The 15,860-nt window shown below is 67.1% G+C and carries 11 protein-coding genes; 5 read left to right on the forward strand and 6 right to left on the reverse strand.

What is annotated here, in order from left to right; translation table 11 throughout:
* Positions 1-287: 287 nt before the first annotated feature.
* The 3 genes from HMPREF2886_RS01050 to uvrD form a co-directional block, all read right to left on the reverse strand.
* Positions 288-1,781: an acetyl-CoA hydrolase/transferase family protein gene (locus HMPREF2886_RS01050; RefSeq protein ID WP_070746615.1), complete on the reverse strand. Its 1,494-nt coding sequence runs from the start codon at positions 1,779-1,781 to the stop codon at positions 288-290.
* 97 nt (positions 1,782-1,878) lie between these two features.
* Complete coding sequence (locus HMPREF2886_RS01055) at positions 1,879-2,307, reverse strand: EamA family transporter (protein WP_070746617.1); 429 nt, start codon at positions 2,305-2,307, stop codon at positions 1,879-1,881.
* 37 nt (positions 2,308-2,344) lie between these two features.
* Entirely contained in the window at positions 2,345-4,531 is a 2,187-nt protein-coding gene (gene uvrD, locus HMPREF2886_RS01060; RefSeq protein WP_003096872.1) for a DNA helicase II, read from the reverse strand.
* A gap of 176 nt (positions 4,532-4,707) precedes the next feature.
* Here uvrD and HMPREF2886_RS01065 point away from each other — a divergent pair, with 176 nt between their 5' ends.
* The 3 genes from HMPREF2886_RS01065 to HMPREF2886_RS01075 are packed head-to-tail and all read left to right on the forward strand — an operon-like array spanning position 4,708 to position 10,545.
* Positions 4,708-7,563 (forward strand): putative bifunctional diguanylate cyclase/phosphodiesterase, encoded by a 2,856-nt coding sequence (locus HMPREF2886_RS01065; RefSeq protein WP_058017875.1) that lies wholly within the window; start codon positions 4,708-4,710, stop codon positions 7,561-7,563.
* Between the two features lie 58 nt (positions 7,564-7,621).
* Positions 7,622-9,823 carry a PA5441 family protein gene (locus tag HMPREF2886_RS01070; RefSeq protein WP_039027077.1) on the forward strand — a complete coding sequence of 734 codons (2,202 nt, stop codon included), beginning with the start codon at positions 7,622-7,624 and terminating at the stop codon, positions 9,821-9,823.
* Positions 9,820-10,545, forward strand: a complete 726-nt coding sequence (locus tag HMPREF2886_RS01075; protein ID WP_033973051.1) for a DUF3142 domain-containing protein — start codon at positions 9,820-9,822, stop codon at positions 10,543-10,545. Before HMPREF2886_RS01070 ends, HMPREF2886_RS01075 begins: the two co-directional genes overlap by 4 nt.
* Here the strand turns inward: HMPREF2886_RS01075 and yegQ are convergent.
* Positions 10,539-11,933 carry a prephenate-dependent tRNA uridine(34) hydroxylase TrhP gene (yegQ, locus tag HMPREF2886_RS01080; RefSeq protein WP_009316013.1) on the reverse strand — a complete coding sequence of 465 codons (1,395 nt, stop codon included), beginning with the start codon at positions 11,931-11,933 and terminating at the stop codon, positions 10,539-10,541. The two genes, HMPREF2886_RS01075 and yegQ, sit on opposite strands and share 7 nt — an antisense overlap.
* A gap of 80 nt (positions 11,934-12,013) precedes the next feature.
* Positions 12,014-13,480, reverse strand: coding sequence for a glucose-6-phosphate dehydrogenase (gene zwf, locus HMPREF2886_RS01085; RefSeq protein ID WP_033978512.1), 1,467 nt, complete (start codon positions 13,478-13,480; stop codon positions 12,014-12,016).
* Between the two features lie 85 nt (positions 13,481-13,565).
* Between zwf and hexR the strand changes: the two genes are divergently transcribed.
* Together hexR and HMPREF2886_RS01095 are read left to right on the forward strand one after the other, a co-directional pair.
* Positions 13,566-14,447 carry a transcriptional regulator HexR gene (gene hexR, locus HMPREF2886_RS01090; RefSeq protein ID WP_003096857.1) on the forward strand — a complete coding sequence of 294 codons (882 nt, stop codon included), beginning with the start codon at positions 13,566-13,568 and terminating at the stop codon, positions 14,445-14,447.
* A gap of 106 nt (positions 14,448-14,553) precedes the next feature.
* Positions 14,554-14,769, forward strand: coding sequence for a PA3496 family putative envelope integrity protein (locus HMPREF2886_RS01095; protein WP_003105559.1), 216 nt, complete (start codon positions 14,554-14,556; stop codon positions 14,767-14,769).
* On the opposite strand, the gene pycR is transcribed toward HMPREF2886_RS01095, so the two are convergent.
* Positions 14,723-15,658, reverse strand: coding sequence for a LysR family transcriptional regulator PycR (gene pycR / locus HMPREF2886_RS01100; protein WP_003121355.1), 936 nt, complete (start codon positions 15,656-15,658; stop codon positions 14,723-14,725). The two genes, HMPREF2886_RS01095 and pycR, sit on opposite strands and share 47 nt — an antisense overlap.
* Positions 15,659-15,860: the final 202 nt, after the last annotated feature.

Raw genomic sequence — 15,860 nt, forward strand, 5'->3', positions numbered from 1 at the left:
GGAACAGTTGCGGAGAATTGCGTTGGATCACCGGGGTGTGTTTCCGAACTGTATGGGTTGTTTCGGTGCGTAACTGTACCGCTCTGCACCGTCATGGTGCGTTACCGAAAGAAACAACGAAGTGTTACAGCAGGAAAAGCGGAAGGGCCGGGTCGGCGTATTGCGATGGCGGCAAGAGAAAAGGCCATCGAAATAGATTTTTACGTGGTTTTTTCTGCCCTGTCCAGACGCCCGGAAGAATTAATCGTCCGGGCGCTGGAAATAGTTGCGGATGAAACGGTTCAGCCTCAGCCGGCCAGCATGTGTCCGCGTTCTTCCAGGTTCAGGTGCCAGGCCAGCGCCTCGCGCAACAGATGCGGCGTGTGGCCGCCTTTCGCGCAAGCCGCCTCGAAGTAGTCCAGCAGCGGTGCCTGGTAGGACGGGTGGACACAATTCTCGATGATCACCCGGGCCCGTTCGCGAGGCGCCAGGCCCCGCAGGTCGGCGAGGCCCTGCTCGGTGACGAGGATGTCGACGTCGTGCTCGGTGTGGTCGACGTGGCTGACCATCGGCACCACGCTGGAAATGTTGCCGCCCTTGGCGATCGACTTGGTGACGAAGATCGCCAGATGCGCGTTGCGGGCGAAGTCGCCGGAGCCGCCGATGCCGTTCATCATCTTGGTGCCGCCGACGTGGGTCGAGTTGACGTTGCCGTAGATGTCGAACTCCAGCGCCGTATTGATGCCGATGATGCCCAGGCGACGGACCACCTCGGGGTGGTTGGAGATTTCCTGCGGGCGCAGAACCAGCTTGTCCTTGTAGTGCTCCAGGTTACCGAACACGTCGGCGTTGCGCCGCGGCGACAGGGTGATCGAGCTGCCCGAGGCGAAGCGCAGCTTGCCGGCGTCGATCAGGTCGAAGGTCGAGTCCTGCAGCACTTCGGAGTACATGGTCAGGTTCTCGAAAGGCGACTCGATCAGGCCGCACATCACCGCGTTGGCGATGCTGCCGATACCGGCCTGCAGCGGGCCGAGGCTGTTGCCCATGCGCCCGGCGTCGACCTCGCGCTTGAAGAAATCGATCAGGTGGTTGGCGATGGCCTGGGTCTCGCCGTCCGGCGGTAGCACGGTGGATGGCGAGTCCGGCTGGTCGTTGATGACGATGGCGACGATCTTCTCCGGCGGGATCGGGATCGCCGTACTGCCGATGCGGTCGTCGACGCGGGTCAGCGGGATCGGCGTGCGGGTCGGCCGGTAGGTCGGGATATAGATGTCGTGCAGGCCTTCCAGGTTGGTGCTGTGGGCCAGGTTGATCTCGACGATGACCTGCTTGGCGAAGATCGCGAAGCTCGCCGAGTTGCCCACCGAGGTGGTCGGCACGATGTGGCCCTGCTCAGTGATCGCGGCGGCTTCGATGACGGCGATGTCCGGCAGCTTCAACTGGTGGTTGCGCAGTTGCTCGACGGTTTCCGAGAGGTGCTGGTCGATGAACATCACTTCGCCGGCGTTGATCGCCTTGCGCAGGGTGCTGTCGACCTGGAACGGCATGCGCCGGGCGAGCACGCCGGCCTCGGTGAGCTGCTTGTCGAGGTCGTTGCCGAGGCTGGCGCCGGTCATCAGGCTGATACGCAGCGGACGTTCCTTGGCGCGCATGGCCAGCGCCTGGGGTACGGCCTTGGCCTCGCCGGCGCGGGTGAAACCGCTCATGCCGACGGTCATGCCGTCCTGGATCAGGTCGGCGGCTTCGGCCGCACTCATCACCTTGTCGAGCAGGGAGGGCAGGCGCACGCGATCACGGTACATGGAACGAACCTCAGACGACGAATTATTAGAGGCCGCCAGTCTAGGGTTTCCGCGATTTTTCGCCTTTATACCAAGGTCGAAGCGCCATTCAGCGGGCTTATGGGCGGATTGCCAGGACCACCACGCCCGCTGTCACCAGGCCTACGCCGAGCCATTGGCGCAGGTCCAGGCGTTCGCCGAGGAAGGCCAAGCCGAGCAGTGCCACCAGCACCACGCTGAACTTGTCCAGCGGCGCCACCAGCGACGCCGGGCCGAGCTTGAGGGCGCGGAAATAGCAGATCCAGGAGGCACCGGTGGCCAGCCCGGAGAGCACCAGGAACAGCCAGCTGCGCGGCGGGATGCTGCCCGGGGCCTGGAACTTGCCCAGGACCGCGAGGATGCCGCCGAGGGTGACGAGGATCACCAGGGTGCGGATGAAGGTGGCGAAGTCCGAATCGACCTGGTCGAGGCCGATCTTGGCGAAGATCGCGGTCAGCGCGGCGAACAGCGCCGAAAGCAGTGCCCAGAAGGCCCAGGATGCCAGCATGTCGTCCCCCTCCGGGCCTTCTCCACGGGCTGCGCCGCTACAGGGCTTCCAGCTTGGCGTAGCCGAGCATCAGCCACTTGCTGCCTTCGCTCTCGAAATTCACCTGCACCCGGGCCTGGGCGCCGGCGCCTTCGAAGTTGAGGATAGTCCCTTCGCCGAACAGCGCATGGCGAACCCGCTGGCCGAGGGAGAAGGGCGTCTCCGGCACCCCGGCGCCGCTGAACAGGTTGCCGCCGGCACTGCGCGAGGTGCCGCCGTAGGGGCGGCTGACGGTATTGGACAGGCGCACTTCCTGGATCAGCGCCGGCGGGATCTCGCGGATGAAGCGCGAAACCTTGTTGTAGGTCTCGCTGCCGTAGAGCCGGCGGGTCTCCGCGTAGGTCAGGACCAGTCGCTGCATGGCGCGGGTGACGCCGACGTAGGCCAGGCGGCGTTCCTCTTCCAGGCGGCCGGACTCCTCCAGGCTCATCTTGTGCGGGAACAGCCCTTCCTCCATGCCGACCAGGAACACCAGCGGGAACTCCAGGCCCTTGGCGCTGTGCAGGGTCATCAGCTGGACACTGTCCTCGTGGGCGTCGGCCTGGGTTTCCCCGGCCTCCAGGGAGGCGTGGCTGAGGAAGGCCTGCAGCGGGGTGAGGTCTTCCTCTTCCTCGCTGTTCTCGAAGGCGCGGGCGGCGCTGACCAGCTCCTCGAGGTTCTCCACCCGGGCCTGGCCTTTCTCGCCTTTTTCTTCCTTGTGGTAGCTGATCAGTCCGGACTGCTCGATCACCGTCTGGGTCATCAGGTGCAGCGGCATGTCCATGACCTTCGCCGAAAGATTCTCGATCAGCTCGACGAAGCCGGTCAGGGCGCTGGCGGCGCGGCCGGGCAGGACCTTGTTGGCGATCATCAGGCGGATCGCCTCCCACATCGACACGTCGTTGCCGCGGGCGAATTCGCGGATGCTCTCCACGGTCTTCTCGCCGATGCCGCGTGCCGGCACGTTGACCACCCGTTCCAGCGCCGCGTCGTTGCCGCGGCCGTCGAGCAGGCGCAGGTAGGCCATGGCGTTCTTGATCTCGGCACGCTCGAAGAAGCGCTGGCCGCCGTAGATGCGGTAGGGAATCTTCTCCCGCAGCAAGGCTTCCTCCAGCACCCGCGACTGGGCGTTGGAGCGATAGAGGATGGCGATCTCGCTGCGCGCCAGGCCGCCCTTGAGCGCGCTCTCGATCGACTCGACCACGTAGCGCGCCTCGTCGTGCTCGTTGAACGCGGCGTACAGGCTCAGCGACTCGCCGTCCTCGCCGTCGGTCCACAACTCCTTGCCCAGGCGTCCCTGGTTGTTGGCGATCAGGGCGTTGGCGGCCTTGAGGATCGACGCAGTGGAACGGTAGTTCTGCTCCAGGCGGATCACCTCGGCGTCGGCGAAGTCGTCGCTGAACTGCTGGATGTTCTCGATCCGCGCGCCACGCCAGCCGTAGATCGACTGGTCGTCGTCGCCGACCACCATCAGGCTGTCGCCGCCCTTGGCGAGAATCCGCAGCCAGGCGTACTGCACGGCGTTGGTGTCCTGGAACTCGTCCACCAGGATATGGCGGAAGCGCCGCTGGTAGTGCTCGAGCACGCCGGGATGGTCGCGCCAGAGGTCCAGGGCGCGCAGCAGCAGCTCGGAGAAGTCGATCACCCCGGCGCGGGCGCAGGCCGCCTCGTAGGCTTCGTAGATCTTCAGCATGGTGGCGAGGAACAGGTCGCCGCCGGGCTGGATGTGTTGCGGTCGCAGGCCCTCGTCCTTCTGTCCGTTGATGAACCACTGGGCCTGGCGCGCCGGCCAGCGCTGCTCGTCGAGGCCGAGTTCGCGGATCACCCGCTTGACCAGGCGTTGCTGGTCGTCGCTGTCGAGGATCTGGAAGTTCTCGCTCAGCCCGGCCTCGCGCCAGTGCGCGCGCAGCAGGCGATGGGCGAGGCCGTGGAAGGTGCCGACCCACATGCCCGCCGGATTGATCCCGAGCAACTGCTCGATGCGGTGGCGCATCTCCGCCGCCGCCTTGTTGGTGAAGGTCACCGACAGGATGCTGTAGGGCGAGGCGTGCTCGACCTGGATCAGCCAGGCGATCCGGTGCACCAGTACGCGCGTCTTGCCCGAGCCGGCACCGGCGAGGACCAGTTGGCGGCCCAGCGGCGCGGCCACGGCCTGGCGCTGCGGGTCGTTGAGGGAGTTCAGCAGGAGGGAGAGGTCGTCGTTCATCGCGGCATTCTACCGGGGCGGGGAAAAGCCGGGCAAACCGGGCCGCCATTCGGCGCAGGCCGGCGCAGCGTCGGGCCTGGCGGCGGAAAAATGCTCTATCCCGGCCTTGGGCAGCCTGCCCCTGCTCGGTTATGCTCCGGCCACTTCAAGGCAAACCACTACAAGAACAAGCGCCTATGACCGTCCATGTCGAGCCCTTGGCGCTGCCGGGCGGCAGCACCGATGTACTGCGGCTCTACGCCCGCGAAATCGCCATCGAGCGTATCCGGCTCCTTTATCTCGGCTCGCGCACGCCGACCCTGCTCATGCTGCTCGGCGGCGTGACCAGCGCCTGCCTGGTGTGGGGCAAGGTCAGCAGCTGGCTGCTCGGCGGCTGGCTGGTCTGGCTGGTGTTGCTCGCCGTCCTGCGTCTGTTGCAGGTCGCCGCCTTCCAGCAGGCCGACAGCCGTCGCCAGGCCAGCCGCCACTGGCGGCGGACCTTCCTGTGCGGCGCCGGCGCCTCGGGCCTGACCCTGGCGTTCGCGGTGATCATGCTGGTCCCGGCCGATGCCTTCCTCCAGCAGGTGCTGGTGTTCGGCCTGGTGGCGGCGGCGATCCTCTCCGCCAGCGTCGCCTATGCGGTGAGCCTGCCGGCCTTCCTCACCTTCGCCTTGCCGGGCCTGCTGCCATCCATCGTTTTCCTGCTGTTGCAGCCGCATAGCCTGTTGCAGGGCTGGGGCGTGCTCGGCCTGATCCTGCTGGTGGCGCTGCTGGTGGTCGCCGGGCAGATCCACCGGCTGGTGCAGGGCGCGCTGCTGCGACGCTTCCAGACCCAGGCGCTGAACCTGCACCTGGAACGCGTCAACGCCGAGGCCGAAGCGCTCAATCGCAAGCTCGCCCAGGAGGTCGGCCAGCGACGCCTGGCCGAACGCGAGCTTCGTGCCGCCCGCGATGCCTTGCAGCGCCGGGTGGAGGCGCGCACCGAGGAGCTTGGCGCGACCAGCCAGGCGCTCAGCCAGAGCGAGGCGCGCCTGGCCATGGCCCTGGAGGCCAGCGAACTGGGGTTGTGGGACTGGGACCTGGAGAGCGGCCGGGTCCAGCATTCCTATCTCGAGGCGGTCTTCAGCGACGCCGGGGACGGTCCCGAGGACTATCGCAGGCTGATCGAAAGCATCCACCCCGGCGACCTGCCGCGCATCCGTCGCGCCCTCGCCGAACATCTCAAGGGGCGCAGCGAGCTATACCGGGTGGAGTACCGCGTGCGCGACCGGGAGGGCGGCTGGCGCTGGCTGGAGGATCGTGGCCGGGCCATGGCTCGCGACCCGCGGGGACGGGTGACGCGGATGCTCGGCACGCGCAGCGACATCAGCGCGCGCAAGCGCCTGGAAGAGCAGCAGCAACTGGCCGCGACAGTGTTCGAGGCGGCCAGCGAGAGCATCGTGATCCTCGATCCGGCCTACAACCTGCTGGCGGTCAACCAGGCCTTCAGTCGCATCACCGGCTATCGCCGCGAGGACGTGGTCGGGCGCAACGCCAGCCTGCTGGTGAATACCCCCGAGGCCCAGCGCCACTACCGGCAGATCCGCGCCGAGCTGCGCCAGCACGGGCAGTGGCAGGGCGAACTGGTGGATACGCGGAAGAATGGCGATCCCTATCCCCAATGGCTGCAGCTCAACCTGCTGCGCGACGGCAATGGCGAGGCGACCCACATCGTCGGTTTCTTCACCGATCTCAGTGCCCGCCGCGACGTCGAGGAGCGCCTGCGTCACCTGCTGCACTACGACGAACTGACCGGCCTGGCCAACCGCCGGTTGTTCCGCGAGCGGCTGCACGAGGCGGCCCAGAGGGCGCGCCAGGAGGAGAGCGGGCTGGCCCTGCTGCTGATCGACCTGGACCGCTTCAAGCTGCTCAACGACAGCCTCGGCCACGAGGTCGCCGACCAGTTGCTCAGGGAGATGGCCCAGCGCCTGCGGCGCACCGCGCCGGAAGCCAACACCCTGGCGCGTCTGGCCGGCGACGAGTTCGCCATCCTCCTCGATGGCGGCACCGGCACCGCGGCCCTGTCGCGCCTGGCCGAACGCCTGCTGGTCCAGTTGCGCCAGCCGGTGAGCGTGCTCGGCCACGAGTTGATCCTCGGTGCCTCGCTGGGGATCAGCCTGTTTTCCGAGCAGGCACGGGAAATCTCCGTGCTGATGAGCCAGGCGAACCTGGCGATGCAACATGCCAAGCAACTCGGCGGCAATACCTTCCAGTTCTTCCGCGACAACCTGCAGGACAGCACCCTCGAACGCCTGCGCCTGGAAACCCGGTTGCGCAAGGCGGTCGAGGAGGGCCAGTTGGACGTGCATTACCAGCCCAAGCTGTGCCTGGCCAGCGGCCGCCCGGACTCGGTCGAGGCGCTGGTGCGCTGGCACCATCCGGAGGAGGGTATGATCCCGCCGTCGACCTTCATCGGCCTCGCCGAGGAGTGCGGGTTGATCGGCGAGATCGGCGAATTCGTCCTGCGCCGGGCCTGCCTGCAGGCCGCCGAGTGGAGCCAGCGGGGTCTGAACCTGCGGGTCTCGGTGAACCTCTCGGTCCACCAGTTGCGCCAGGGCGACCTGCTCGACGTAGTGCGCTCGGCGTTGACCGACAGCGGCCTGCCGGCGGCGCAACTGGAGCTGGAGTTGACCGAAAGCCAATGGCTGGACGCCCTCGACAGCGTCCTGGCGACCTTCCGCCAGTTGCGCGAGATGGGGGTGAAGCTGTCGGTCGACGACTTCGGCACCGGCTATTCCTCGCTCAGCTACCTGAAGCGCCTGCCGCTGGACTACCTGAAGATCGACCAGTCGTTTGTCCGCGACCTGACCCAGAACAGCGAGGATGCGGCGATCATCCGGGCGATCATCGCCATGGCCCACAGCCTCGACCTGAAGGTGGTCGCCGAAGGCGTGGAAACCATCGAGCAGCGGGACTTCCTGGTGGCCCAGCGTTGCGACGAGCTGCAGGGCTACCTGATCGGCCGGCCGTTGCCGGCCCATGCCCTGGAGGAAGGTTTGCGCCAGACTCGTTGAACGCGATCCGGCGGAGTATGCTGTAGCACTTTCGACTCCCACGAATTAAGGACGATTCATGCGCTCGAAGCCGCTTCTTCCCGCCCTCCTGCTGGTGGGCGCCGGTCTCTCCCCGCTGGCCCAGGCCAGCAGCGACGACTCCTGCTATCCCGATTGGTCGCTGGTCGGCGGCGGTGTCTGCGATACCCTGCCGTTCCTCGCCCCGGGCAACGACACCCGCGCCAACCTGCGCCTGCTGCTGGCCGACGCCGGCCACTGGCGGTTGGTGGAGGCGCCGCCGTCGGAGGAAGAGAAGCTCGAAGGCTACGGTCTGGTGCCGTTCGGCCTGTTCCGCCTGCTGCCCGGCGACGGCAGCCAGCCGCCCGCGCCGCCGGCGGCGAGCGAAGCCGAGACACCGCCGGCGGCGCCAGCGCCCTCGCCGCTCGCCGAACTGGCCCGGCAGATGGGCGCCGAAGCGCTACCGGAAAAGATCGCCGGTGCCGAATTCTTCGAGGGCGAGGGCAGCCGCTGCCGCAGCAACGACCAGGACAGCGCGCTGGCGTTTCTTCGCCAGGTGCGTGACGCCGGGCTGGGCGAGGCGGAGGCCAAGGCCCTGGCCAACAGCCGCCTGGACCTGCTCGGTGCCTGCGGCTGGGAACAAGAGGAACTGGGCGGTGTGCTCGCGCAAGGCGTCGAGTCGGCCGCAGGCAAGGCCTTCGCCACGTACCTGGAGGCTGCGGCCAACTTCTACAGCGGCCGCTTCGACGAAGCCGAACAGGGCTTCAAGGCGTTGCAGGACGTGTCGCAGCCCTGGCTGAAGGAAACCGCCCTGTACCTGCAGGCGCGCACCCTGCTCAACGCCGCCCAGCAGAACGCCTTCGACGACATGGGCTTCCCCGAGTTGCAGAATGTCGACAAGGCTCGCCTGGAGCAGACCCGCAGCGCCCTCGATGCCTACCTGCAGGCGTATCCGAAGGGGCTCTACGCCGCCTCGGCCAAGGGTTTGCAACGGCGCGTGCATTGGTTGTCCGGCGACCAGAAGCTGCTGGCCCAGGACTATGCCGCGCAATTCGCCGAAGCCGAGCAAGGGCAGCGCAACATGGCCCTGGAAGACCTGGTCCAGGAGGTCGACAACAAGCTCCTGACCGGTATCCAGCTCGGCGATATCCAGACTCCGCTGCTGCTGGCGGTGGCCGACCTGGTGCAGATGCGCGCCCACGATCCGTCGACGCCGCGCAGCTTCACCTGGGAAACGCTGCAGGCCCAGCAGGCCAGCTTCGCCGCGCATCCCGAACTGTTCGCCTACCTGCAGGCGGCCTATCGCTTCTATGTCGACCAGGACCCGGCGAAGACCCTCGAAGCGCTGCCGCAAAAGGTCGGCAGCCTCGACTACGTCGGCTTCAGCCAGCAGACCCTGCGCGGGCTGGCGCTGGAGCAGCAGAAGGACTGGAAAGCCGCCGAGGCGCTCTGGCTGGAACTGTTGCCGCAGGCCGCGCAGCCGTACCAGAAGGGCCAGTTGCAGCTCGCCCTGGCGCTCAACTACGAGCGCAGCGGCCAGTTGGAAAAGGTCTTCGCCGAAGGTTCACCGGTCCAGGAGCCGCTGTTGCGCAGCATCCTCCTGCGCAACGTCGCCGACGCCGAGCTGTTGCGCCGCCAGGCCAGGCAGGGCGCGACGGCGGAAGAGCGCGATACCGCGCTGTTCACTCTCCTTTACAAGGACCTGCGCCGCAGCCGCTTCGCCGACTTCGGCAAGGACTTCGCGCTGCTCGGCGAAACCCCCTCGCAGACCAAGCTGGGCACCAGCCTCGGCTATGTCTACGGCGCCGGCAACAGCCTGGAGCTGTTCCGCTGGAAGGGCGACAAGGCCGAGTCCGGCTACGTTTGCCCGGCCATCGCCGAGTCGGCCGCGGCGCTGGCCGCCGATGGCAACGACCCGAAGGGCCTGAACTGCCTGGGCGAATTCATCCTGCGCAACGGCCTGGACGGCATGCCGCTGGACAGCCAGCCCGAGGCCAACGAGCTGGGCGGCACCCCGAGCGGCTTCAAGGGCGAGGTGTACTCCCGGCTGGATGGCTATCGCCAGGTCATGGACAACGCCAAGGCACCGCGCGAAGACAAGGCCTACGCGCTGTTCCGCGCGATCAACTGCTTCGCCCCGGCCGGCTACAACACCTGCGGCCAGCAGGACATCCCGCAGGCCGAGCGCAAGCAATGGTTCCGTACGCTCAAGTCGACCTACGCCGACAGCTCCTGGGCCAAGGAACTGAAGTACTACTGGTGAGGCGCTGGCGAGCCTGGCTGGCGGGCCTGTTGCTGGGCCTGCCGCTGTTGCCGTCCGTCGAGGCCGCGGTGCGCGCCGAGGACTACGGCGCCTTCTGGCTGTGGAGCGGCGTCGCGCCGCAGCCGGTGCTGGCGCGGGCCGAGACGCTGTACATCCTGCAGGGACAGATCAGCCAGTCGCGCCGGCGCCCCGGCGAGGGCGTGCGGCTGATCGCCCAGGGCATCTCGGTGCCACGTCTGGCGCGGGGCGAGGTCTGGGTGGTGTACCGTGCCCATACCCTGCGCTGGACGCCGCAGATCTACCAGGCCGTGCTGAACCAGGTGCAGCGCTGGAAGCGTGCCGGCAACCCGGTGGTCGGCATCCAGATCGACTTCGATGCGCGTACCCGCTACCTCGACGAGTATGTCGATTTCCTTCGCGACCTGCGCCGGCGCCTACCCCGCGAATACCGCTTGAGCATCACCGGGCTGCTCGACTGGGGCAGCAACGCCGAGGCGGCGGCGATCAACCGGCTCAAGGGCGTGGTCGACGAAGTGGTGGTGCAGACCTACCAGGGGCGCCACAGCATTCCCAACCACGCCGCCTACCTCCCGCGGGTCAGCCGCCTGCAACTGCCGTACCGGATCGGCCTGGTCCAGGGCGGCGACTGGCAAGCCCCCGATTACCTGGAAAAGAGCCCCTGGTTCAGGGGCTACGTGGTGTTCCTGCTCAACCCTCAGTGAGCGCAGCCGCAAGCGCCCTTGCCGGCACACCCGCCGCTGCGTTCGGCCTGCGGCTGGCGGGTATCCTGGCCGGGCTGGAGATCGCGCATCAGTAGCGCGTAGCGCAGGTCCAGCCCTTCCGGCAGCGCCAGGTAGACCACGTGGCCATTGCCCGGCGCCACCTCGATGGCTTCGCCGGCGGCGTTGCGCAGGTCCTCCACGCGCAGGCTCAGGTTGCCTCGCGGAGTCATCAGTTCGACGCTGTCGCCGCGCTGGAAGCGGTTCTTCACCTCCACCTCGGCCAGTCCGTCGCGGCGTTCGCCGGTGAGTTCGCCGACGAACTGCTGGCGCTCGGACAGCGAATGGCCGTGCTGGTAGTTCTGGTACTCGTCGTGCACGTGGCGGCGCAGGAAGCCCTCGGTGTAGCCGCGGTGGGCGAGGGACTCCAGGGTGTCCATCAGACCGCGGTCGAACGGCTTGCCGGCCGCCGCGTCGTCGATCGCCTGGCGGTAGACCTGGGCGGTGCGCGCCACGTAGTAGTGGGACTTGGTGCGGCCCTCGATCTTCAGCGAGTGCACGCCGATCCGCGCCAGCCGCTCGACGTGCTGCACGGCGCGGAGGTCCTTGGAATTCATGATGTAGGTGCCGTGTTCGTCCTCGAAGGCGGCCATCGGTTCGCCGGGACGGTTGCCTTCCTCGAGGAGGAATACCTGCTCGGTCGGCGCGCCGCGTCCCAGGGTCGGCTCCCGCGCCACCACGTTGCCCAGCTCGTCCTCGCGGCCCTCCACCGCCTTGTATTCCCAGCGGCAGGCATTGGTGCAGGTGCCCTGGTTGGGGTCGCGGCGGTTGATGTAGCCGGACAGCAGGCAGCGCCCGGAATAGGCCATGCACAAGGCGCCGTGGACGAACACTTCCAGCTCCATGTCCGGCACCTGCTGGCGGATTTCTTCGATCTCCTCCAGCGACAGCTCGCGGGAAAGGATCACCCGGGTCAGGCCCTGCTGCCGCCAGAACTGCACCGCGGCCCAGTTCACCGCGTTGGCCTGCACCGACAGGTGGATGGGCATCTGCGGGAAATGCTGGCGAACCAGCATGATCAGGCCGGGATCGGACATGATCAGCGCGTCAGGGCCCATGGCGATCACCGGCTCCAGGTCGCGCAGGAAGGTCTTCAGCTTGGCGTTGTGCGGGGCGATGTTGACCACCACGTAGAAGCGCTTGCCGAGCGCGTGGGCCTCGGCAATGCCTTCGGCCAGTTGGGCGTGGTCGAAATCGTTGTTGCGCACCCGCAGGCTGTAGCGCGGCTGCCCGGCGTAGACGGCATCGGCGCCGTAGGCGAAGGCATAGCGCATGCTTTTCAGGGTGCCGGCGGGGCACAGCAGTTCGGGGCGGAGGGCGGTGGCGGTCATGGTTCGGGCTCGCAACGACGTGGGCGCGCGACTCTAGCCGAGCGCGCGCCGGGCGATCCTGAGCCGGATCAATGTCCGCGTCATTCCAGCCAGCGTCGACCCTGCAGTTCCAGCAGCAGTTGCGCCTGTTCCGGGCCGTTGCTGCCGGCCGGGTAGGGCCGCGGGCTCTGGTAGTGCTCGCGCCAGCCGGCGAGGATCGGGTCGACCCAGCCCCAGGCGGCCTCTACCTCGTCGCGGCGCATGAACAGCGTCGAGTCGCCCTCGATCACGTCCAGCAGCAGGCGTTCGTAGGCGTCCCAGCGCCGCTTGTTGCGGCTGAGGGCCTCGGCCAGGTTGAGGTCCAGCTCCACCGGTTCCAGTTGCATGCCCTTGCCCGGGGTCTTGGCCATCAGTTGCACGCTGATCCGCTCCTCCGGCTGCAACCTTATCCACAGGCGGTTGGCCGGCCCGCCGCCGCCGTCGATCAGGCTGTGCGGCACCGGCTTGAACTGGATGACGATTTCCGAGCACTTGCGCGCCATGCGCTTGCCGGTGCGCAGGTAGAACGGCACCCCGGCCCAGCGCCAGTTCTCGACCTCGGCCTGGAGCGCGACGAAGGTCTCGGTATCGCTGTCGTTGTCGACGTTCTTCTCGAAGTAGTACGCCGGCACCTCCTGGCCGCCAATCCTGCCGGCGGCGTACTGGCCGCGTACCGTCTTGTCCTGCACGTCGAGCCCGGAGATCGGCTTCAGCGCCTGCAGCACCTTGAGCTTCTCGTTGCGCACAGCCTCGGCATCGAAACGCACCGGCGCCTCCATCGCCACCAGGCAGAGCAACTGGAGCAGATGGTTCTGCACCATGTCACGCATCGCCCCGGCGTGGTCGTAGTAGCCGCCGCGGTTCTCCACGCCGAGGGTCTCGTTGACGCTGATCTGCACATGGTCGATGTGCGCCGCGCGCCAGACCGGCTCGAACAACGCATTGGCGAAGCGCAGGGCCATCAGGTTCTGCACGGTTTCCTTGCCCAGGTAGTGGTCGATGCGGAACACCCGCGACTCGTCGAACACCCGGCCGATGGACTGGTTGATCGCCCGCGCCGAGTCCAGCGAATGGCCCAGCGGTTTTTCCAGCACGATGCGCGCTTGCGGCCCGGCGAGGCCGGCGATGGAGAGGTTCTGCGCGATCGGCGCGAACAGGCTCGGCGAGGTTGCCAGGTAGTGCACCAGCACCCGGCCCTCGCTGCTCTTCAGGTGTCGCGCGAGACGGCCGAAGTCGGCGCTCTGCGAGGCGTCCATGGCCAGGTAGTCGAGGCGCGCGGCGAAGCCTTTCCATTGTTCGGTGGCGAACTCGCTGCGCGCCACCACCGCGCGGACGTTGCGCTCGGCGAGGGCGAGGAAGGCGGCGTTGTCCAGCGTGCTGCGGGCGAGGGCGAGGATCCGCGTATCGGCCGGCAGGCGTTCCTCCCGGTGCAGGCGATAGAGCGCCGGAAGCAGCTTGTGCAGGGCCAGGTCGCCGGTACCGCCGAAGACCAGGATGTCGCAGGACGTTGGAGTGGCTGGTGTACTCAAGGCAAGCTCCCGACGGCGTTGGCTGGGCGTGGCTGACTGTTTGTAGTATAACTACAAGGTTACTACAGAGAATCGAGCCCAGCCTGTGAACCTGCTGCAGCACATAGCCCAGTCCCGCCAACAGCTCCGCAAGTCGGAACTCAAGGTCGCCGATCACGTTCTCAACGATCCGGCGTCGGTCATGCACAGCTCCATGGCCGAACTGGCCCATGGAGTCGGGGTCAGCGAGCCGACCATCGTGCGTTTCTGCCGCGCCATCGGCTGTAGCGGCTTCCAGGACCTCAAGCTGAAGCTGGCGCAGAGCCTGGCGGCCGGCGCCAGCTTCGGCCAGTTCTCGATCCATGAGAGCGACTCGGTGGCCGACTTCAGCCTGAAGATCTTCGACACCACGCTGCACAGCCTGATGGAAGTCCGCGAGCACCTGGACACCCACGCCCTGGAGCGCGCCATCGCCGCCATCGCCCACGCCCAGCGCGTGGAGTTCTACGGCTTCGGCGCTTCCGGCGCGGTGGCCTCGGATGCCCAGCACAAGTTCTTCCGCCTGCTGCTGTCGGCGGCGGCCTACTCCGATCCGCACATGCAGGCGATGTCGGCGGTGACCCTCAAGCCCAGCGACGTGGCCATCTGCATTTCCCAGTCGGGTCGCTCGAAGGACCTGCTGATCACTGCCAACCTGGTCCGCGAGGCCGGCGCCACGCTGATCACCCTGTGTCCGAGCCAGACCCCGCTGGCCGACCTGGCCACGGTCAACCTGGCGATCGACGTGCACGAGGACACCGACATCTACACCCCGCTGACCTCGCGCATCGCCCACCTGGTGGTGATCGACGTGCTGGCGATGGGCGTGGCCATGGCCCGCGGCCCGGACCTGGTCAACCACCTCAAGAGCGTCAAGCGCAGCCTGCGCAGCCTGCGCCTGTCGCCGAAGGTGATGAAGAACCAGGAAGAACGCGGCGAGCCGTCCTGAGGCGCCGCCGGGAAGGCATAACGCAGTCTTCACCGGCCTGCCGCCAAACCGTCACATTGCTGCGCGATGCTCGCGACTCCAGCCAGTCGGCCATGGGAGACGCGAGATGCCCCGTCATAGCGATGCCAATGCCCAGCACGTGGATTCGAAAACCCGCCGCAAGCTCGAAGACCAGCGGCGCATGCAATTCCGCCGGGCGATCGAGGACCACTGCGAAGAACTGCGCCTGCGCCAGGAACTGGCCGACTACCCCGAGCTGGTAGCCGCCGCCTACCTCAGCTCGAACCGCCAGGGCCGGCGAAGCGCCCAGCGAGCTGGCTGATCAGCGCCCGCTCCTCGCGGACGAAGGCGACGAACGCCTGGGCCACCGGGCTCAGGCGTTTGCCCTTGGCGTGCACCAGGCACCAGCTGCGATAGAGCGGCAATTCCTCCACCGGTAGTTCGCGCAGCAGGCCGTTGGCCAGTTCCTGGTGCGCCGCATGGCGCGGCAGCAGGGCCAGGCCGAGGCCGGCGATCACCCCTTCGCGCAGGGACTCCAGCGAGGCGATCTCCTGGATCTGCGAGAAGTGCGCGCGGCGTTGCTGGAAGAACTCCTCGCAAGCCTTGCGGGTGCCCGAGCCCGGTTCGCGGACCAGTAGCGGGAAGGGCTCCAGGTCCTTCAGGGCCAGCTTCGCGGCGTTGCACAGCGGATGGTCCGGCGGCGCCACGGCGATGATCGGGTTGTTCAGGAAGGGCAGGAACTCCAGGGCCATGTCCTGCGGTACCAGGGACATGATCACCAGGTCGTCGCGGTTGTCGGCCAGGCGCTTGATCACCTGGGTGCGGTTGACCACCGTCAGGCTCAGGCTGACTTCCGGATGCAGGTTCTGGAACGCCTTGAACAGGTGCGGGGTGATGTACTTGGCGCTGGACTCCACCGCCAGGCGCAACTGGCCCTGCAGCGAGCCCTTCAGGTCCGAGAGCTGCATGTCCAGGCTTTCCAGGCGCTGGAACAGGTCGGTGCTGGTCTTCAGCAGGGCTTCGGCGGCATCGGTCAGGTAGAGCTTCTTGCCGACGTACTCGAACAGCGGCTGGCCGACCAGCTCCTCCAGTTGGCGGATCTGCAGGCTGACCGCCGGCTGGGTCAGGGCCATTTCCTCCGCCGCCCGGCTGTAGGAGCGGCTCTCGCATACGGCACGAAAAACCTGAAGCTGCCGTAATGTCATACGCATCAACGACTTACGCATTCCAGTCACACTCTGACCGAGATCGGTCGGGCGACTATAAAGCTTTTCTAATGGCTATCCCAATAATTATTGATTTTTGTTAATCACCCTCGCGGGGGTAGGGTAAAAGTGCGACCGGGAGCTGCCTGCCGGTCATGCAGCGACCGGAATATCCGGATCGACCGTACCAGGTTCCCAACCCCGAAGA

Origin of the sequence: Pseudomonas sp. HMSC066A08, assembly GCF_001813025.1 — a bacterium.
Lineage (GTDB): Bacteria > Pseudomonadota > Gammaproteobacteria > Pseudomonadales > Pseudomonadaceae > Pseudomonas > Pseudomonas aeruginosa.